The 18,981-nt window shown below is 57.3% G+C and carries 15 protein-coding genes and 1 pseudogene; 8 read left to right on the top strand and 8 right to left on the bottom strand.

Going from position 1 to position 18,981, the window contains the following annotated elements; genetic code table 11:
- The first annotated feature begins 80 nt into the window (after positions 1–80).
- From RY831_RS22620 to RY831_RS22595, 6 genes are all read left to right on the top strand, one after another.
- A complete protein-coding gene (locus RY831_RS22620) occupies positions 81–1,307 on the top strand; it encodes a glycosyltransferase (RefSeq protein WP_326508646.1) in 1,227 nt (408 codons plus the stop codon).
- A 72-nt stretch (positions 1,308–1,379) separates the two neighbouring features.
- Positions 1,380–2,549, top strand: a complete 1,170-nt coding sequence (locus tag RY831_RS22615; RefSeq protein WP_326508645.1) for a glycosyltransferase family 4 protein — start codon at positions 1,380–1,382, stop codon at positions 2,547–2,549.
- Positions 2,539–3,306, top strand: a complete 768-nt coding sequence (locus RY831_RS22610) for a WecB/TagA/CpsF family glycosyltransferase (RefSeq protein ID WP_326508644.1) — start codon at positions 2,539–2,541, stop codon at positions 3,304–3,306. The genes RY831_RS22615 and RY831_RS22610 overlap by 11 nt, the downstream gene beginning before the upstream one ends.
- A 382-nt stretch (positions 3,307–3,688) precedes the next feature.
- Positions 3,689–5,692 carry an acyltransferase family protein gene (locus RY831_RS22605; RefSeq protein ID WP_326508643.1) on the top strand — a complete coding sequence of 668 codons (2,004 nt, stop codon included), beginning with the start codon at positions 3,689–3,691 and terminating at the stop codon, positions 5,690–5,692.
- Positions 5,693–5,912: 220 nt separating this feature from the next.
- Positions 5,913–6,137 carry a helix-turn-helix domain-containing protein gene (locus RY831_RS22600; RefSeq protein ID WP_326508642.1) on the top strand — a complete coding sequence of 75 codons (225 nt, stop codon included), beginning with the start codon at positions 5,913–5,915 and terminating at the stop codon, positions 6,135–6,137.
- Between the two features lie 8 nt (positions 6,138–6,145).
- The gene (locus RY831_RS22595; RefSeq protein WP_326508641.1) at positions 6,146–6,682 is read left to right on the top strand and encodes a Clp protease N-terminal domain-containing protein; all 537 of its coding nucleotides are present in this window, start codon (positions 6,146–6,148) and stop codon (positions 6,680–6,682) included.
- A gap of 250 nt (positions 6,683–6,932) precedes the next feature.
- Here RY831_RS22595 and RY831_RS22590 read toward each other — a convergent pair whose 3' ends face one another.
- The 4 genes from RY831_RS22590 to RY831_RS22575 form a co-directional block, all read right to left on the bottom strand.
- Positions 6,933–7,691, bottom strand: coding sequence for a polysaccharide deacetylase family protein (locus RY831_RS22590; RefSeq protein WP_326508640.1), 759 nt, complete (start codon positions 7,689–7,691; stop codon positions 6,933–6,935).
- Between the two features lie 178 nt (positions 7,692–7,869).
- Positions 7,870–9,000 carry a glycosyltransferase family 4 protein gene (locus RY831_RS22585; RefSeq protein WP_326508639.1) on the bottom strand — a complete coding sequence of 377 codons (1,131 nt, stop codon included), beginning with the start codon at positions 8,998–9,000 and terminating at the stop codon, positions 7,870–7,872.
- A 328-nt stretch (positions 9,001–9,328) separates the two neighbouring features.
- Entirely contained in the window at positions 9,329–10,360 is a 1,032-nt protein-coding gene (locus RY831_RS22580; RefSeq protein ID WP_326508638.1) for a GNAT family N-acetyltransferase, read from the bottom strand.
- Between the two features lie 839 nt (positions 10,361–11,199).
- Positions 11,200–12,327, bottom strand: coding sequence for a family 16 glycosylhydrolase (locus RY831_RS22575; RefSeq protein ID WP_326508637.1), 1,128 nt, complete (start codon positions 12,325–12,327; stop codon positions 11,200–11,202).
- Here RY831_RS22575 and RY831_RS22570 point away from each other — a divergent pair.
- Complete coding sequence (locus RY831_RS22570) at positions 12,322–12,714, top strand: hypothetical protein (protein WP_326508636.1); 393 nt, start codon at positions 12,322–12,324, stop codon at positions 12,712–12,714. The two genes, RY831_RS22575 and RY831_RS22570, sit on opposite strands and share 6 nt — an antisense overlap.
- An 833-nt stretch (positions 12,715–13,547) precedes the next feature.
- Positions 13,548–13,790, top strand: coding sequence for a hypothetical protein (locus tag RY831_RS22565; protein ID WP_326508635.1), 243 nt, complete (start codon positions 13,548–13,550; stop codon positions 13,788–13,790).
- An 837-nt stretch (positions 13,791–14,627) separates the two neighbouring features.
- Here the strand turns inward: RY831_RS22565 and RY831_RS22560 are convergent.
- The 4 genes and pseudogenes from RY831_RS22560 to RY831_RS22545 form a co-directional block, all read right to left on the bottom strand.
- On the bottom strand, positions 14,628–15,500 hold the full coding sequence (locus RY831_RS22560; RefSeq protein ID WP_326508634.1) for a glycoside hydrolase family 16 protein: 873 nt from the start codon (positions 15,498–15,500) through the stop codon (positions 14,628–14,630).
- 52 nt (positions 15,501–15,552) lie between these two features.
- Positions 15,553–16,599, bottom strand: a complete 1,047-nt coding sequence (gene galE, locus RY831_RS22555; protein WP_326508633.1) for a UDP-glucose 4-epimerase GalE — start codon at positions 16,597–16,599, stop codon at positions 15,553–15,555.
- A 167-nt stretch (positions 16,600–16,766) separates the two neighbouring features.
- On the bottom strand, positions 16,767–18,413 hold the full coding sequence (locus RY831_RS22550; RefSeq protein ID WP_326508632.1) for an FAD-dependent oxidoreductase: 1,647 nt from the start codon (positions 18,411–18,413) through the stop codon (positions 16,767–16,769).
- 224 nt (positions 18,414–18,637) lie between these two features.
- Positions 18,638–18,981, bottom strand: a pseudogene (locus RY831_RS22545) (phosphomannomutase/phosphoglucomutase); the annotation flags it as partial.

Raw genomic sequence — 18,981 nt, 5'->3', positions numbered from 1 at the left:
CATTCCGCAGGCGGATTCTCTGCCGTGGCGGCCTGCGCCAAATGGCAGGCGAGCAGCCTTAATCACCACGACACTTGCTGATGGAACGAACGAACTACAACAACCACGTAGCACAAGTCAAGGTGCTCAAGCCGCATTCCGGGAGGAACGGCAAGAGCTCCGTGCTCAGAATTGCGCTCGTCACAAATCACCCGCCGCCTTTCCGCATTCCGATCTATGAACGCATTGCCCGCATGCCAGGCGTTGAGCTTCATGCCATCTTCTGCAGCGAACGCGAACCGAATCGCCAATGGAGCCTGCCGCCGCTGCACTTCAATCATGTCTTCCTGAAGGAACGCTTCGTTGAGCGCGGCAGCAACTACATTCATAACAACCCGGATGTACTCGCCGCACTCAACAGGATCGCGCCGGACGTCATCGTCACCACCGGCTTCAATCCCACCTTCCTGTATGCATTCGGCTACTCCGTCATTCGCAATGTGCCGCATGTGCCGATGACGGACGGGACGAATATCTCGGAAGCCGCATTGTCGCGCTGGCATCGCGCAGTGCGCCGCATCGTCTATTCCCGGTCTCGCGCCTTTATCGCCGCCAGCCTCGGCGGACTGCGACTGTATGCAGATTACGGAATCCCGCGCGAATCAGGCTTCCTTTCCTGCCTGTGCATCGACAACGACGCCTACGCCGCATACGCCGGCACGCAAGAGAAGCAGTACGACCTGATCTTCTGCGGACGCATCGTCGCCGACAAGAATCCCCTGTTCGCACTCCAGCTCGCCGATGGCCTCGCTACCCGGCTGGGTCGCAGGACAAGCATCCTGTTCGTCGGCAGCGGCGAACAGGAAGCGGAGCTCAATGCGATGGCTGACAAACTGGCCCTGCGCGTCGACGTGACCATCAATGGTCATGCGGAGCAGCATGAATTGCCGGCGCTCTACGGCTCGGCCCGACTATTCCTTTTCCCGACGGCACGCGACGTCTGGGGCGTGGTCGCCAATGAAGCCTGCGCAGCCGGACTGCCTGTCATCGTCACGCCAGACGCCGGAGTTGCCGGAGAACTCGTGCTTGACGGCGAGAACGGTTTCGTTTGCGGCCTTGATCTCGGCCAGTGGATAGACCGGGCCGAGTTGCTGCTGACCAATGACGCGCTTTACCGGCGCTTCGCCGCCCGCAGCCTCGACCTTGTCGCCGGCTATTCCTTCAACCACGCCGCCGACGGCATCGTGCAGGCCTGCCTGCATGCCACCGGAAGACGCCATGACGATGACGACGATGCATGCCAGTCACACGGAAGAAAGGTCGGCTAAAGCAATGCACCCCTTTGCAATGCACTCTTTTCCTATCGAGATGAATCCGGGAGCGGATCGCGGGAGAATGCGATGAAAATCCTGATCGCCCACAACGCCTATCAGCATCGCGGCGGCGAGGATGCCGTCGTCGACGCGGAGGTGGCGCTCCTGCGCGAGCACGGACATGAGGTGGAAGTCTATGCTCAGCACAATGACGCGCTCAATAACATGCCGCGCGCCACGGCGGCAATGACAGCCATCTGGTCGCATCGCTCCACCGGCGATATCGACAGCCTGTGCGAACGCTTTGCGCCGGATGTGATCCATGTGCACAACACCTTCCCCCTGATCTCTCCTTCACTCTACTGGGCAGCGGCAAGGCGCCATGTTCCCGTCGTGCAGACCTTGCATAACTTCAGGCTGCTCTGCCCGCAGGCCATCTTCCTGCGGGACGGAAAGGTATGCGAAGACTGCGTCGGCAAGCTTCCGTGGCGCGCGGTGACGAGAAAGTGCTATCGCGACTCCGCGGTCCAGTCGGCTGTCATCACCAGCATGCTGGCAACGCATCGCGCCATTGGCACCTATCGCGAGCGGATCACGCGCTACATCGCGCTCAACAGTTTCGCACGGGACAAATACATTGAAGGCGGCCTGCCTGCCAACCGCTTCCGCATCAAGCCAAATTTCGTGGCCTCGTCCGCCCATCCAACATGGGAACACCGCAGCGGCGGCATGTATGTAGGCCGTCTGTCGTCGGAAAAGGGACTCGATGTACTGGCGCAGGCGGTAAGGCTTGCTCCGTCCGCCGCGGTCGATGTGATCGGCAGCGGACCGCTGGAAGCGCTGGCACGGGATGCTTTCGGCGACCGCCTGCTCGGCTTCCGTCCGCTAGACGACATCATGGCACGCATGGGCACCGCGGAATTCATGGTGCTGCCCAGCATCTGTTACGAAAACTCTCCGCGCACGATTGTCGAAGCATTTTCCTGCGGGCTTCCGGTCATCGCGAGCAGGCTTGGCGCCCTGATCGATATCGTGCGCGACGGCGAGACAGGGCTGCTGTTCAATCCCGGCGATCCTGCCGATCTCGCAGCCAAGATGAGCTGGGCCGCCGCCAACCCGGAGCAGATGAAGCGCATGGGCCGGGCCGCCCGCACCGAATACGAGGCGAAGTACACGCCCGAACGCAATTATGACTTGTTGATCGACATATATGAAGATGCAATTTCCACACTCACAAGAGAAGCCCGTGCAGCGTAAGGGCCAGGCAGTCCTGGAAGCATTCATCGACGCCGTCACCTGGGATGAGGCAGTCGGGCAGATCACTCGCTGGGGCGCCGACCACCAGTCGCGCTACGTCTGTATTTGCAATGTTCATTCCGTAGTCACGACCACCAGCGACGTCGAGTTCAAGATTGCAGTGAACAATGCTGATATGGCCACCCCCGACGGCGCTCCCATCGCCTGGGCGCTCCGCAGGCTGGGCCATTCGACGCAGGAGCGTATCAATGGCCCCGACCTGATGATGAAATACCTGCAGGAAGCGGAACGGCTAGACCAGGTGGTGTTCTTCTACGGCAGCACGGAATCGACCCTAGCCAAGCTGCGGGTCACGCTGGCCAAGCAGTTTCCGCGTTTGCGCATAGGTGGCACCTATTCCCCACCCTTCCGGGCCCTGTCCCTGGAAGAAGACGAGCAGATCATCGAGATGATCAACGGCTCCGGCGCCAATGTGGTGTTCGTCGGCCTCGGTTGTCCGAAGCAGGAAAAGTGGATGGCTGATCATCGAGGTCGCATCAACGCGGTCATGATCGGGGTCGGCGCGGCTTTCGACTATCACGCCGGCGTGATCAAGCGCGCACCGATATGGTGGCAGCGCAATGGCCTCGAATGGCTGTATCGTCTCGGGTCCGAACCGCGGCGCCTGTTCAAGCGCTACATGGTGACCAATACACTGTTCGTCTTCGGGTTTCTCCGACAATGCGTCGTTGCGAAACTGCCGGCGGGCGATGCCTGATGGACTCCGCTGCGGGATCCTCGGCCATGCGGTCTGACACGCATCATTCCGGTCGCAGGAAGCCGCCTGAACGAGCGGCTCCATTGCTACAGCGAACTTTCAGCTAGTCTTATCGACCCTGGCGATTTCGCTGCTTGCGCCCATGCAGGCAGCGAGCGACGCCGCTCGCCTTGCCTCGTTTCATGTCCCGCTCTCGCCACCAGACATGCCCCCTTCGCTGCGCGCTTAGGCACGATTCAAGCACAACAGTTGCACTGATTAAGCAATCAGTCTTACGAGATATCAAATTGGTAATATCCGCCGATGCAATCATAATGCCTGATTGATATCGCTTCGCATTTCCCACTACCAAAGCAGTTACCCATAGCAACAGGAGAGTTTGATGACCCCAGCCGCCCATCTCGCCTACCGTCCTGATATCGATGGCCTGCGCGCTATCGCGGTGCTGGCGGTGATTGCCTTCCATGCGAGCTCGGTGATTGTGACCGGGGGCTTCGTCGGAGTCGATATCTTCTTCGTCATTTCCGGCTTCCTGATCACCGGGCTGATTGCAAAGGGCATCGAAGGAGGCACATTCACCTTCACCGACTTTTACACGCGACGGATCAAGCGCATCTTCCCTGCGTATATCGTGGTGGCGCTGGTGACACTGGTTATTTCCTCCTATCTGCTGATCCCCAACGACTACATTTTCTATACGACTTCGCTCGCCGCATCCTGGGCCTTCCTGTCGAACGTGTTTTTTTCCATGCTGAGCTGGGGATATTTCGGACAGAGAACCGAGGAATTCCCGCTTCTGCATACGTGGTCGCTGTCGGTCGAGGAACAATTCTATTTTCTGTTTCCCATCATCCTGATCCTGCTGTACCGCTACTGCCGCAGGCAGATCATTCCCATCCTGCTGGTGGCGGGAGCGGGTTTCGCAGTACTGTCCGAAATGAAGACCGATGAAATCAAGGCCTACTTCCTCCTGACATCGCGCGCGCATGAATTGATTATCGGCGCGCTGACTTACTTCATTTCACAGAAATATCCGCTGCGCTCGGCGGTCGCATCCAACTCGCTGGTCACGCTCGGCACGGGACTGATGCTGGGCTCCATGTTCCTGATCGAGAAAGGCACGCCGTTCCCTGGTGTCAATTCCCTGTATCCATGCATAGGCACGGCACTCGTGATCTACGCCGGCACCCGCGAAAACTTGCTCAGGCCCCTGCTGGCAAGTCGGCCGATGGTCTCGATCGGCCTGATTTCGTATTCGCTCTATCTGTGGCACTGGCCCATTTTTTCCTTCCTGCGCTACCGGCGCATCGAGATCTCGCTCGGTGTCGGCATCGCCGCCGTCGCCCTGGCCTTCCTGCTGTCATGGCTGACCTGGAAGTTCGTTGAAACGCCAGTCCGCAAGAACAACAAGCTGGACTTCAAGAAGGCGTTCACCCGTATTTATGCCTTGCCGGCAGCCGCCTTCATGTCGATCGGGCTGGTGTCCTACGTGACCGAGGGAGCCCCTTACCGTTTTTCCAATGACATGCGCGAGCTGATTTCGAGCTACTCCTTCGAGCGCGACCTGACCCGGTCCTGTTCCATCCGGGCGGAAGATTATCGCAAGGTGACGATGGACTACCTGATGGAAAACTGCGCGTTCGGAGACACCAGCCAAGCCAAGGCGCAAGTGCTGCTGATGGGCGATTCTCATGCCCACCACTTCAAGCCCTTTGTCGATGCGCTGGCAAAGACTGCGGGCTTGAAGGCGGTCTACCATGTGCAGGGCACGTGCTTTCCGACCGCCCTGCAGATCACCGACAAGCATCCCGAGAAGGGGCCGGACACATGCCAGCAGCGCAATCTCGATCTGCTGGCGCTCGCTCCGAGCGTCAAGTACGTCGTGATGGCGGGTTTCTGGGCTTCCGAACCATGGCGCGATCTTGAAAAGGAAATGATGTATATGACCGGCAAAGTGGTGGAGGCTGGTGCAATACCGGTAATCTTCAAGGACAATCCGTATTTCGAACCCGACCTCTCGCAATGCATCCTGCACCGCACCCGCGGATGGATGCCGGCAGACCGAAATTGCAACATTCCCTATCGCTTCGTTGCCGATACCCAAACGCCGGTCGATCAGATCATCGACAAGGTACAGGCGCGCTATCCGTCCGTGCGCATCATCGACCCCAAGAAGATCATGTGCACCACGCAGGAGTGCATGACTTACATGGGTAATGTGGCGCTGTACAAGGATGCCAACCATATCAACACCAAGGCATCCAAGCTTCTTGGCGAGCAGTATGCCGCAAGGGTAGACAATCCTCTTGGCGGTTCATCAGCCGGCATGCCGAACGCAAAGCACCCGGTCGATCTCGCTCAAGGTCCGGCAAACAGCGTGAAGTAATGCCAATTTCAAGCCATTCCATGACTTGGGATTGGCATATATTCTCCGCGCCGGCTTCATGCCGGTGCGGCAGTCTTGTTTCCACCGGGCTCACCGACCCGCGCCTCCCTCTTGTTTGATCACTGCCTCTTTCGCTAGTCCATTAAACCGACGACGCCGAATCCCCGCCTCATCGTCAACCATCATTGACGAATCCGGCACCGTCAACTAACATTGACGAATGCCCACCCCAACCTCTCTCCCATCGCCCGACGACCCAGAAGCGGCGCTCGCGGCAGTCGTCGCGCTTCGCCGAATGGCGGACAAGCTGGAACGGGCTGCCGTTGCCAACGCCATCCGGCAAGGATGGTCATGGACACAGGTTGCCGATGCCCTTGGTGTTTCCAAGCAGGCCGCACACAAGCGCCTCTCGGGAACACTTCAGTCAACAGATTTATCCGAATAGGAGCGGCCATGCTACGCATGCTGAAACAGCGATTCAACGACATTCGCGTCATCAAGAAGCTTTGCATGAATGCGGAAAGGCATGCAAACGCGGAAGGCCAGGAAGCGCCAGGGCTCGAGCACTTTGTCCTGGCGGCGCTCGACCTCCCCGACGGTACGGCGCGCAAGGCGTTTCAACGCCTGGGGGCGGATCCGGACATCTTCCGGTCAGCCATCGCTGAACAATACAATATTGCGCTTGGAAACATCGGAATCGATGCAACGCAGCTGGCGGCGATGCAAGGCAATGCGGACGGCATTTCGCCGAGCGGGAAAATTTTCCGAAGCCAGCCCCAGGTGCAGGCATTCATGCAGCAGCTGGCAAGCCGGCAAAGAGAAGGAAGCGAAGGTTCGTTACTGGGCGCACATGTTATTGAAGCGATCGCGGACTTTCAGCACGGCGTTGCTTCCCGCGCGTTTGCCGCAATGGGCATCGACAGGAAAGCATTGAAGGAGGCGGCGCGAAAGGAATCGGGCAGAACGCGCGCCGGTGTGGATGCAGCTTGATCTCATACCAATCCCAAGCCATTTTATGACATGAGATCGCGTCTTTTCCCGCCTGGCGGCGTTGCGCTCCTCATCCATAGCCCCGCTATGGATTCCTCACGCGCGTTGCCAGACGAAAAAATCCATCGATCTCGCCTGTCATGTCATGACTTGGGATTGGTATTAACCATGGAGCCATTGCAGCCAGGCTGAACCGTCGACACCCGGCGCCGCCCTGCCAGCGCCACGTGGCATGGCGGCTCCTTGATTCTTAAACGGATTCCGCGACTGGCGTCCGGGTTTCGGGCATCCACAATGAACGTATCGCGAGCTCTTCGTTGCTGAGGCGATCGCGTACGGCCACATGCTGCGCAACATGGGCAAAGAAGTCGTCCAACTGCTTCCAGGCATTGAGCTCGTCGAACTGTTTCGAATGCCCCCACAGGTGGAAGACGCCCCGGTTGCGAACTGCGTAGTCGAACATCGCGTAAAGACGCTTGATCCAGTCACCATGCTGCAGGGCCATTTGCAATCCGGCGGCGCGTTCGATCCAGTTTCCGGAGCCGCCGAAATTGCGGATATAGACGGAACGGTCATGCGGATAGAACTGCAGCGTGGTCGGCATTTCATAAGGACGCTTGCCAGCGCTGAAGCAGAGATTCATCGTGGTGCGGGCATAGGTGAACCGGCAGGCATGCACCAGTTCCACGTCGCGCTGGCGGTACCGGCCGCCCGGATAGCAGAAGCCATTGACCGGACGGCCAAGCAAATCTTCAAGATATTTCTTGCCGTCCATGATCTGGTGGTAGGCATGCCAGATATCGACCATTTTCAGGTAGCGGTGGTCCATCGTATGCGACCCGATTTCAAACCGGCGACCCAATTCACGGATCTCCTCGTCCGGCAGCACCGCATCGCCCTCACAATTGCGAATAGGCACGAAGAACGTACCGCTCAAACCATGTTTGCTGAGTAGTTCCGCTGTCTTCAGATCGGACGGATGGCCGTCATCGATTGAACAGGTAAACATAGGGCCCATCATTGACTCCGCTCATTTTTACGCTCGCTTCCGGTGGCACTTGCAATCATTCGCCATCCATCCTCATTCCTTTTCACCGAAAGCTCCTCCCTGCAAACCCATCACCGGCCATTTCACTGCCTGTGCGAGCCTGTTCTCTTGTTCTCTGATTCTCTAATGTTTTATTCCGTCATGAACTGATGGCACGGCTCGCCCTGCGCGAGGCCCCGGAAGATAATGCATAGCGGCAGGCATCCACGACGCCAATCGCTGCATTGTCGAAGCTGTATTCTCTGACAAGGTTAAGACTACGACGTGAAAATCTTTCCCACAGTTCCGTGTCAGTCAGCAATTTCGATGCCTTGTCTGCCCATGCTTCGACGTCGAGATCAAGCACGTAGCCGTTCTCGCCATCCAGCACCAACTCACCGGCGGCACCGGCATACGGTGTAACAATCACGGGCAGCCCGGCAGCACAGGCTTCGTTGGCCACCACTCCCCATACGTCCGCATGCGTTGGAAAGAGGAACATGCGCGCGGAACGGTAGAGCCCCGGCAATTCGCCCTGCTTCGCAAAACCGTGAAAGTGAGCCTGCACCAGCGCTTGCTTGCCTAGCGCTACCGCCTTCAGGCGCTCCTCTTCACTGCCCGACCCGACAAACAATATGCTGGCACGGCGGCCAAGCCTGCGCGCCAGCGCTTCCGCGACTTCCAGTGCGAATACCGGCCCCTTTTCAGGCACCATGCGCCCGCAGAAAACCAGGTCGTATTTTTCCGCACTGTCCTCGTGCGCATTCTGGTACGCGTCGTTGTCGATGCAGAGATAGGATTTGAAACATTGCTCGGGCGCCACGCCGTAGCTCTCGAACAAGCGCTGACCGCCCATGCTTGCGGAGAGGAAGGCTTTCGACTTTCCATAGACAATGCGGCGGATGGCCTTGTGCACCTTGCTCAAGCCCAGTTCCGACTCATAAGTGCCATCGGTGAGCGGCACATGAGGGATGCCTTTGAACATCGCATACGCAAAGCCGTACAGCTGCGTGGGATTGAGTCCATCGGAAACGATGACGTCCGGCCCGAAGCGCTTGAGTGCAAGGACGACATCCGGGTTGTTATGAATATAGCGGCCCTTGACGGTCGTTATGCGTTCCTTAAGGAAACAATGGTCGAACTCGAAGGCCGGCAGATCCCAGTGCCTGTTCGGTTCCCTGCGTGCGCAGAAAATGACCTGTAATGTAATGCCCGGGATACGTGCGATGCGATTGAAAACAGGTATCCGATACGGGGGCGGCTCGTTCGTGATGAGTGCAAGTTTTGTCATGGGCTAATGGTAGTGTCTGCGGCGTAGCGGCAAATGACGTAAATCATGAAATCAGGCAAAATTCGGCGCCTTTTGCAGGCTGGCATCTCTTGAGTTTTAAGCCGGCGCACGCCGATGCCGATTTACTTAAAATCGCGATGGGAAATATCCGACGCCATTCAAGCCGCCATATCCCATGCGCGAACCAGCGGAACAAGGGCAAACTTTTCTCTCGTTTCTCTCAGGGGCAGTCGGACATGGCAAGACGATACGGCCCGATCCCCGCACCAGTGTCGTGCCGGAACCGGGCCGCATGTCACCCGCCCGTGGTGAGCCAGACTGCAGGCGTTCAGGTCACGGTTCTTCCATGAACGAGACTCTCCGCTGCCCGCTTCATGTCCCGCACGCGCTTTATCGTCAGGCGCGCATGGTGCGCCAGATCGGTTTCGCCGTATTTGATCCAGACCTTGGTTTGTCGGAGGTAACCGTTCTTGGCCTGGGTCCATGCCAGCCCGGGATGCAATATCTGCCTCATACGCGAGCGATAAACCGTCACATTATCCAAGTCTCGCTGGACGGCGCCGAGCGTGAACTTGTAATCGTATCGCCCCCACAGGAAATGGAATTCCTTGCCGGAGCGCTTGATGCATTCACAGACGGTCTGGTAACAGCACAAGAATCCGGCCCAGTAATCATCGTAGTACGGATCATGCGCAAGCACGTTCAGGAAGTAATTGCGCCCTGCGCGGAAGCTCAGCGCCCCGGCGGCGATACGTCCGTCGATCGTTGCGATCCCAAGCAGTCCGCATGCCTTCGCTAGCGCAACGATGCGACGAGTTTCGTTTTCATCGATGATCGATTCGATGTTCTTACCCGCCATCCGCCGCCGGTTAAATTCGATCATTGCGCGCAGGTCATCCTCGCGAATCTCGCCGGCCTCATAGACCCGAAACTCATAAGAGGGAAAGGTCTTCTTCAATCGGTCCATGTACCGCTTGATATTGCGGCGCGTGTTCTTTCCCAGGCTCGCCAGATAAGCTTCCGCATTTTCGGGAAGCTGGAGCGTAATGTCTTCAAGGTGATTGAAACGCTGATGTGGATACGAAAGCCTCTTCAGATCGGTTTCGATTGCCCTGAATGAAATGGCATCCACGTCGTGGTACTTCGCAAAAATGAAATTGGAGAAGCGGTGCATTTCTTCTTCCTGCAGGCGGATGCCCTCATTGAGCACCTGCACCTTACGCTGCTGCTTCTTGAACAGCAGCAGCGTCCTGATTTCACCGTTCTCGCTGACGACATAGGTACTGGTTGTTCCGGCCACCCAGCCATACACCCGGAATTCCAGCAATGAAGAAAAGATGTTTCCATACAAGCGTTCCATCGCTGACTCGACAAAGGATGGAACCTCGTTCTCATAACAAGCAACACTGAGTTCATTGAACATTATTTTTTACCTGACAGCGTTATTGAACAAGATGCTTCGCAAGCCGTACCGACATCTGGCGCCATACAATCCTCTGCCCTTCAGGCTCCCAGTTGCTGATTACAGAAGAAATTACATGACACCGGCACGAATTTACGAATGTCTCCTTACTGCTACCTCACCGTTGAATGCAATCCAAAACCGCATTCCTTCATACCTCAACGCCTGTCTACTGCATGTCGGTACTTTTCGGATGGGCTGCTTCATCGCCAAGTGCTTTATCAGAAGCAAAAGCCAGACCATCACCCACCCTACAGTTTCAATCTCATGCTGCGCTCGCAGCACAAAGCACAGGGTGAGTTGCGATGCAAGCGGAGCTTGCACCATACCCTGTCTACTTGGTTCGACACGTCGCGGATACCTAATATTCCCCGCGACGGAGGCCCTTGTTTGAGTAAGACCAAGCTTGCATATTCTCGTCAGTGATTGAGTGAAATAAGCAGTAACAGCAGGATATGTTCGTGGGTGCGATCCATTCCTGGCCGCATCCAATGACGTAGCCGCGTCGCTATACATTCTCGTCACGAGACATGTTCTAGTTGTTCTGGTTTCTACCGATTTTTCGAACGCATAAAAAAAGCCGGCTATAAAGCCGGCCCGAAGAAAGCGAAAATTAGTAAAGGAATCGCGAGAGACACGCTTCATCCTTGCCCCCTCTCTGTATGAAGCAGGCGGGAGGGCAAATGGAGTCAAGAGCGCATAGTCACGAGCTTCATTCTTTACTGTGTACGCAATTTTTACTGGAACTGCCAGGCGCGCACATAGTTGACTTCGAACGAATTGCCCTTGCCCTGCGGGGTCGAATCGTCAGGTGTGCCCGACGCGCTGCCGTACCAGAGGTCGAGGATGATGTACATGCGATGGTTCATGCTTGCATCGACGCTGTACATCTCCTTGCCGTCAAAGTAGAACGTGATCTTGTTCGGTTCCCACTTCACACCATACTTGTGGAAGCCGGCAGACAGATCACCCAGGTTGGCGAAGGTCTTGGAACCGGCATGAGGACCGCCTTCGATACCGTTGGGCCAGACCGTTGCTGCATACGCGGTCGGACGCAATGCCGAGTCGGACCAACCGCTGTTGGGGCCGCCGCCTGCATAGGCTTCGAGAATGTCGATTTCCGGACGATACGGATGGGCGCCGGCTTCATGGTTGAACAGCCAGAACGCGGGCCAGGTGCCTTTACCGTATGGCAGCTTGGCTTCCATTTCGAAATAGCCGTAGGTCTGGTAGAACTTGCCGTCGGTATCGATGGTGCGGTTGAAGAAGTTGCCCGAAGCATCGCGCTGCGGCCAGATCTTGAGCTTGCCGTCTTCGACGGTGTAGTTCTTGGTGGCGTTGGACGCTTCGTACCAGATGTGGTCGTTCCAGACATTGGTGTCATAGGACGAATTGAATTCGTCGGAGAAGGTCAGCGTATAAGCGGTCGACGACTGGCCGTAAGGCATGACTGCCGCAGGTGCAGGTGCCGGTGCCGGCGTGGTTGCAGGCGCGGGTGTCGATGCAGGCGTCGATACCGGTGTGGTCGCCGGCTTGGAAGTATCTTCAGTGACGGGGCTAGGGGTAGGAGCAGGAGCCGTATCGGTACCCGTGCCTGCATCCGCCAGATTAGCCGATGGTTGGGGAGCTGTAACGCTATCTGCCGTGCCGCCTGTTTCAGTAGGCTGCACAGTCACGCTTGACGTGCTGTTGCTTGAAGGAGTGCTCGCTGCTGCGACGACTTGAGTCTGATCCGCATTGACGGTTGTCTGTGCCGCGGTAGTCGATTCGGCAGAGCCTCCACCGCCGCAGGCCGTGAGCAGTACAACGGCACAGGCCGACGCGAGCGAAGAAATCGAGAAGCGGAAAGAGTTCGAGTTTTGCATGGTAAGTCCCCAGTTCGTTTGAAAGAGTGCGCTTTATTCCAAGCGGCAACGTTTCATCTGAGCATTGCTTACCGGAATTGGTTCCTGGAAATTGTCAAGAAACTGCATTTATTTTTGGCGTACCGGCTTTCTTTTGTAGTTAACTCACAACAATTTGAATCTCAGGACGCATTCATCCCTGTCGTCCTGTCTGAATCGCTATCAAAATGCTCAGCAGCGAACGTCGGCTTGCGCATGCAATGGCGTCCGGATGCATGGCCTGTGCGGCAGCCCTGTGGCTTGGTGGAGAAAGGCTTGCCAGCGTACTGCTGCGCCTGCACGGTAGGCTCATTGGACTTGGAGAACCGGAACCCTGAAGATGGAAAATTCCGGATCCGGCTGGTGTGATACCTGCGAACGGTTTGCTCGCAAAATGGAATGGTTACGCAGTCAGATCCTTTTGACGTAGCGACGGGAAAGACACAGATACATTTCAGCGCCGATTCGAATTCAAGGCCGGCACGAATAGAGCAAAACCTGAGAAGCGGATATCAGGCTTCTTTTGGCTGAACCAAAAAAAAAGCTGGCGATTCTCTATCGCCAGCCTTGAAAACGCGAGCAACCAGTTCGCGTCACATGCTACTTATAAGTGCACTGCGTACAGCGCAAGTGTTCGGTTTCCGAGTTTGTATTTATTTGAACTGCCAGGCACGCACGTAGTTGACTTCGAACGAATTGCCCTTGCCCTGCGGGGTCGAATCATTCGGTGTGCCCGACGCGCTGCCGTACCAGAGATCGAGAATGATGTACATGCGANGTGCGGTTGAAGAAGTTGCCCGAAGCATCGCGCTGCGGCCAGATCTTGAGCTTGCCGTCTTCGACGGTGTAGTTCTTGGTAGGGTTAGACGCTTCGTACCAGATGTGGTCGTTCCAAACATTGGTGTTATAGGACGAATTGAATTCGTCGGAGAAGGTCAGCGTATAAGCGGTCGACGACTGGCCGTAAGGCATGACTGCCCCAGTTGCAGGTGCGGGTGCCGGTGCGGGCGCCGGTGCAGGTGCCGGTGCAGGCGCGGGAGCCGGTGAAGTTGTCGTCGTTGATGCAACTTCGCAAACCTTGTCGGCGCCCGGGTACGGATCACCGAACACATCATTATTACAGGCAATCGAACCGGATGCAGTGCGTGTGGCCCAGCGACCGCTCAAACCATAACGTACCGATTTTGTACCGGAGAAGTTACATGTGCCCCATTCACTCGCGCAACGCGTCCAGCTTGTTGTGGGTGCGGGTGCGGGTGCGGGTGCGGGTGCGGGTGCGGGTGCCGGTGCCGGTGCCGGTGCCGGTGCCGGTGCAGGTGCAGGTGCAGGTGCAGGTGCAGGTGCAGTGGTTGTGGTGGCAACTTCGCAGATTTTGTCAGCACCCGGGTACGGATCACCGAAAACGTTGTTATTGCAGGCGATCGAACCGGTTGCCGTACGTGTAGCCCAGCGTCCGTTCAAGCCATAACGTACCGACTTTGTGCCGGAGAAGTTACATGTGTTCCATTCAGTCGCACAGCGCGTCCAGGTTGTAGTGGTAACCGGTGCTGGTGCTGGTGCTGGTGCTGGTGCTGGTGCAGCTGTCGTTGATGCAACTTCGCAAACCTTGTCGGCGCCCGGATACGGATCGCCGAATACGCTGTTGCTGCAGGCAACGGGGCCGGTGACAGTGCGTGTCGCCCACCTGTCGCCCAGACCGTAGCGTACTGACTTGCTGCCGGTGAAATTGCAGGTAGCATTTTCGACAGCACAGCGGGTCCAGCTCGTCGAACTGACCGTGACCTCAGGCAGCATCATGCTGCTTTGTGCGGAACTGCCTTCAGCAGTGCTGTCGTTGGAGCCGCCACCGCAGGCAGCCAGGAGGACGGCAGCAGCGCAGGAAAGTGCAGATGCCGAAAAGCGGTTGAATGATGTATGTGTCAAGGTAGTCCCCGTCTGAAATAGATAACGCTCGTGCTTGTAAGCAACAAGAGTTTCTTCAGAGCATTTCCATGAGGAAATGGTTCCGGGGGCTTTGAAAATTCTTTAAAGGATGTGTAACAAAATGTTTGATCCGTATAAATATTACATAAGCAACCTTAACACTAATGCCAGCGGAACTCTCTCATGCACGAGGTTCACGGCAGCTCCTGCGACGACCTGAGATTAAAGAAAATACGCAAATTAGAAAGTATTCACCACGGCTTCTTATTCATTTTGCTTTCGCATGCTCGGCGCGTTCAATTAATGAAGTCGGTAAGTCATACGCATTGCCAAGGCAAATGACTTCAGATGAAATCGTCCTACTGATTCATGAACCGTTTCATCTGCCAGGCGCGCACATAATTGACTTCGAACGAATTCGACTTTCCCTGCGGCGTACTTTCATCGGGATCGCCGCTGGAGCTTCCAAACCAGAGATCCAAGATAATGTACATACTGTCCGTCATCTTGGCTTCCACCGTATGGACCGGCTTGCCATCGAAGTAGAAGGTCTGCCGGTCCGGCTCCCACTTGACGGCGTAGCGATGAAAGCCCGCAGACAGGTCTTTGGCGGCATCATACTGAAGATGCCCCGCACGAACACCTTCGTCTTGCCACACCGTTACACCATATGCGGTTGGCCGTGATACGCCATCCGCATCGGTATATCCCCAAGGAGCCTCGCCGCCCGGATAGGCTTCCATGACATCGATTTCAGGACGGCGCTTGTCGGGATGAGCGAATAGCCAGAACGCCGGCCAAGTCCCCTTGCCGCGCGTCAGCTTGGCTTCGATCTCGAAGTAACCATAGCGCTGCTCAAACCTGCCGTCCGTATCGAGAGTGCGATTGAAGAATTTGCCCGAGGCGTCGCGTTGCGGCCAGATTTTCAGCTTGCCGCCCTCTACCGCATAGTTCTTGATCGGATGGGACCGTTCATACCAGATGTGGTCGTTCCAGATCTTGCGATCAAGAGTATCGAACTCGTCGGCGAAGGTCAGCACGTATTCATCCGGGTTCTGGCCGAAGGGACTGCGAGTGTTGCTTTTCTTGGCAGTCTTGCTCCCCTTGGCCAACTTGTCCGCGGCGGCGAGAGTTTCCTTGCTGAAGCTGGGCTCTTCTCCGCAAGCGGAGAACCCGAAGGTGGAAAATGCAGCCACCAGGACTCCGCGTACCAGGAATCGCTTTATCTGCATGACACTCGCCCTCCGCCATATTCAATCAAGCCAGTCGACCGGAAATGCATTGTCAAGCCGCCTTGATGGTTGGTTCTACCTGGAATCCGTTCGGATTCAGGCTTTGCCAGCGCCAGTGATCCGTACACATCTCTTCCAATCCCTTGCGTGCGCGCCAGTCAAGCACGTTCCACGCGGTCATTGGATCCGCGTAGCAGGTGGCGATGTCGCCGGGACGGCGCGCAGTGATTTCATAAGGCACGCGGCGGCCGCTCGCGAGTTCGAACGCGCGAATCATTTCCAGCACGCTGTAGCCCTGCCCTGTACCGAGATTGACCGTGAAACTGCGGCCATTGCGGAAAATCTCCCGCAGCGCCGCGACATGGCCCTGCGCCAGGTCGACCACATGGATATAGTCACGCACGCCGGTACCGTCCGGCGTCGGGTAATCGTTACCGAAGACGGAGAGCTTCTCGCGGCGTCCGACTGCGACTTGCGCAATATAGGGCATCAGGTTGTTTGGAATGCCGCGCGGATCTTCACCGATCATGCCGCTGGAGTGAGCGCCAACCGGATTGAAATAGCGCAGCACGCCGATCGACCAGGAAGGGTCCGACTTGCCGAGGTCTTCCAGGACCTGCTCGACCATGAGCTTGGAGCGGCCATAAGGATTGGTGGTCGACAGGCGGGCATCTTCGCGGATCGGCACCAACTCGGGATCGCCGTAGACGGTAGCCGACGAACTGAAGACGAAGTTCTTTACCCCTGCTTCGCCCAGTGCCTGGAGCAAGGTCACCGTACCGCCGACGTTGTTCTCGAAATAGGACAAGGGCTGGCTCACGGATTCGCCGACCGCCTTCAATCCGGCAAAGTGAATGACCGCGTCGACGCGATGCGTTTTCAGAAGGGCATTCAATGCGAGACGGTCGCGAATGTCCGCTTCATAGAATGGAATGAGCTGCCCGGTGATTTTCTCCACGCGCCTGAGCGACTCGGGCGAGCTGTTGCACAGATTATCCAGTGCGATGACGGAATGCCCTGCGGCGAGAAGCTCGACGCAGGTGTGCGAGCCGATGTAGCCGGCGGCGCCGGTAACGAGGATGGTTTTATGTGTCGACATGATCGGAGTCCCGATAGTTACAGTTGATCGGCATGTCAGACGATGGCGAAGGCAAGGCCCATGCAAACCGGAAGGATGAGAGTCTCCCTGGAGGGCACTCCTCTCACGAGGAGATGCCTTCCATTCGCGGATTCCGTCTGGCTGTTCGGTTTAGAAGTTCACTGTGGCTACGCGGCCTCCATCGCCAGGTCGGCGGTCGGACGCTTCACTTCGCGCACCAGGTGCTCGGAGAGCCTGAATGCGAGAGCGGCCAGCGTGATGGTCGGGAAGTTCGCACCGCAGGTCGGGAATACCGAGCTGCCGGCGACGAAAAGGTTGCTCATGCCATGCACCTTGCAGTTGCGATCGACCACGCCCTGCTTCGGCGAATCGTGCATGCGCGTCGTGCCCATGTGATGCCAGGTGCCTTCGAGATCCGAAGGCCACTTCTTGCCTTCGATCGCCGGATCGAGTTCGACCTGCGCCACGCCGCTGCGGCGCATGTCGTCGGCGAGAATCTGCAAGGTACGATCGAAGGTACGCTGCACCTTCGATGTGAGCCTCCAGTCCACGCGGACACGGTTCATGCCGAGCTGGTCCTTCTGCGACGGCGACAGCATGACGCGGCTGTTCGGATCCGGTTCCGGCTCGACGATGAGCTGGAACTTGACGCCCTGAATCAGCCAGCGCGGCTGGAACAGGCGGGTATAGCCATAGCCCAGCGTATCGAGCGGATGACCGACCATGGTGAGGAGATCTTTGGTCAGGCTCCAGTCTTGCTGGTCCTTCTGCAGCAAGGCCTGCTTGATGCGGAACAGTGCCAGCGCGCCCTCGCTGCCTTCGCCCGGGAAGATGGAATTGAACCAGACACGGGCATTGAGGATGCCTTCTTCCTTCAGCGTCTCCGGCGTCAGTGCAAACTGATGGGCGACGTGCGTGCCGTGCGCGGCCACCGCGGCATTCATGTAGTGATACTTGACGTCGGAAAGCTTGTTGCGCGACCAGTCCTTGCTGAATCGGATATTGCCCGTCAACAGCCGCGGATGGTCCATGAAGAAGCGTCCGACCAGGTCATTGCCGTTACCAAGGCCTGCCGCCTGCACCTTGTTCGAGGCCAGCAGCAGGCGCGCATTTTCAATGCCGCCGGTTGCCAATACATAGAAGCGCGCCTTGACTTCCATGCGCCTGCCCGTCAACGTTGCGACCTGGATGCGGGAAACGTTCTGCGCCGAGCCGTCGGTATCTATGTTGGTGGCGTTTGCATACAGGTAGACACGGATGCGCTTGGAGTTCTGCAGCGTTTCGCGATACATCTTGCCGAAGCGTGCCGGCGGACTGAATTGCGAAATCGTGTCGCGCACCTTGCCGGATACCAGCGGCATGCGGCGCACATCGGCACGGCCGATCGAACGTTCCCAGAAATCCGGATCGAAATTGTTCGGACCGAGTTTCAGCAGCGCATGGGTGCGATCGTAGTACGGCATCAACTCCTTCAGACCGAACGGCCAGCCGCTGTGGTCAACCCAGTCGCGCTTCTCGAAATCCCAAGGATCCAGCGGACGGCACCAACCGCCCCAGCAGTTGCTGCTGCCGCCGAGGAAGCGGCTGCGGCTGCCGTCTGCGAAGTTGTAGCGCCATTCGCCGACATCCTCGCCGCGATACAGATCACGCGTGCCGTCGTCAGGCTTGAAGCCGCCGCTTTCCAGCAGTACGACATCTATCCCCTGTTTGTCCAATTCCATTGCCAGTGTGATACCGGCAACGCCGCCGCCGATGATACAGACCGTGCTTTCCGCCACGGTGCCTTGTTCAACTTGTCGGGTATCGATAAACATTGTTGTTTTTCTTCCGTCAAATAATTAATGTCCCTGAATCCCGCCGCATGCCCAGTCATGCAGGCGCGCAGCTCCCTTACCGATTCTCCAGCCTGAGCGCCCTCTTTCTCGGGCACCCTTGTTGTCTCACCATGTATTGGTGTGCTGTGTTCAAGATAGATTGCCTTTCGTTACTTCACTTTGACGTAAGTTAGAAAATCTTCATCGGTGCCATAGAGACGGCATTAAAACGACAGTACTGCGTCTGCCTTGGCTGCCAGGATGGCGCGCTTGAAGTCGTTCTGGATGCGTTCCAGCGCCTGCTGCGACTCGCCCTCGAAGCGCATCACCACCACCGGCGTGGTGTTCGACGAGCGCGCCAGCCCGAATCCGTCCGCATATTCCACCCGCAGGCCGTCGATCGTCACGATTTGCTCGGCGTCCGGAAACTTCGCGTCCCGCTGCAGCTTCGCAATCAGCGCCACGTTCTCGCCCTCCTCCAGGTGCAGATGCAGCTCCGGCGTGCTGCTCGACTGCGGCAAGGCATTGAGCACCGCCGACGGGTCCTCCAGCCGCGACAGCAGCTCCA

It is taken from the genome of Noviherbaspirillum album (genome assembly GCF_035916955.1).
GTDB lineage: Bacteria > Pseudomonadota > Gammaproteobacteria > Burkholderiales > Burkholderiaceae_D > Noviherbaspirillum > Noviherbaspirillum album.
This window is presented reverse-complemented; position numbering and strand designations above follow the sequence as displayed.

What these genes read in the sequence shown, in the direction of transcription:
- RY831_RS22575 (WP_326508637.1), bottom strand. Translation starts at nt 12,327, where the DNA reads ATGCAAAACTCGAACTCTTTCCGCTTCTCGATTTCTTCGCTCGCGTCG.
- RY831_RS22605 (WP_326508643.1), top strand. Translation starts at nt 3,689, where the DNA reads ATGACCCCAGCCGCCCATCTCGCCTACCGTCCTGATATCGATGGCCTG.
- RY831_RS22600 (WP_326508642.1), top strand. Translation starts at nt 5,913, where the DNA reads ATGCCCACCCCAACCTCTCTCCCATCGCCCGACGACCCAGAAGCGGCG.
- RY831_RS22595 (WP_326508641.1), top strand. Translation starts at nt 6,146, where the DNA reads ATGCTACGCATGCTGAAACAGCGATTCAACGACATTCGCGTCATCAAG.
- RY831_RS22615 (WP_326508645.1), top strand. Translation starts at nt 1,380, where the DNA reads ATGAAAATCCTGATCGCCCACAACGCCTATCAGCATCGCGGCGGCGAG.
- RY831_RS22580 (WP_326508638.1), bottom strand. Translation starts at nt 10,360, where the DNA reads ATGGAACGCTTGTATGGAAACATCTTTTCTTCATTGCTGGAATTCCGG.
- RY831_RS22590 (WP_326508640.1), bottom strand. Translation starts at nt 7,691, where the DNA reads ATGTTTACCTGTTCAATCGATGACGGCCATCCGTCCGATCTGAAGACA.
- galE (WP_326508633.1), bottom strand. Translation starts at nt 16,599, where the DNA reads ATGTCGACACATAAAACCATCCTCGTTACCGGCGCCGCCGGCTACATC.
- RY831_RS22560 (WP_326508634.1), bottom strand. Translation starts at nt 15,500, where the DNA reads ATGCAGATAAAGCGATTCCTGGTACGCGGAGTCCTGGTGGCTGCATTT.
- RY831_RS22565 (WP_326508635.1), top strand. Translation starts at nt 13,548, where the DNA reads ATGTGCCCCATTCACTCGCGCAACGCGTCCAGCTTGTTGTGGGTGCGG.
- RY831_RS22620 (WP_326508646.1), top strand. Translation starts at nt 81, where the DNA reads ATGGAACGAACGAACTACAACAACCACGTAGCACAAGTCAAGGTGCTC.
- RY831_RS22550 (WP_326508632.1), bottom strand. Translation starts at nt 18,413, where the DNA reads ATGTTTATCGATACCCGACAAGTTGAACAAGGCACCGTGGCGGAAAGC.
- RY831_RS22585 (WP_326508639.1), bottom strand. Translation starts at nt 9,000, where the DNA reads ATGACAAAACTTGCACTCATCACGAACGAGCCGCCCCCGTATCGGATA.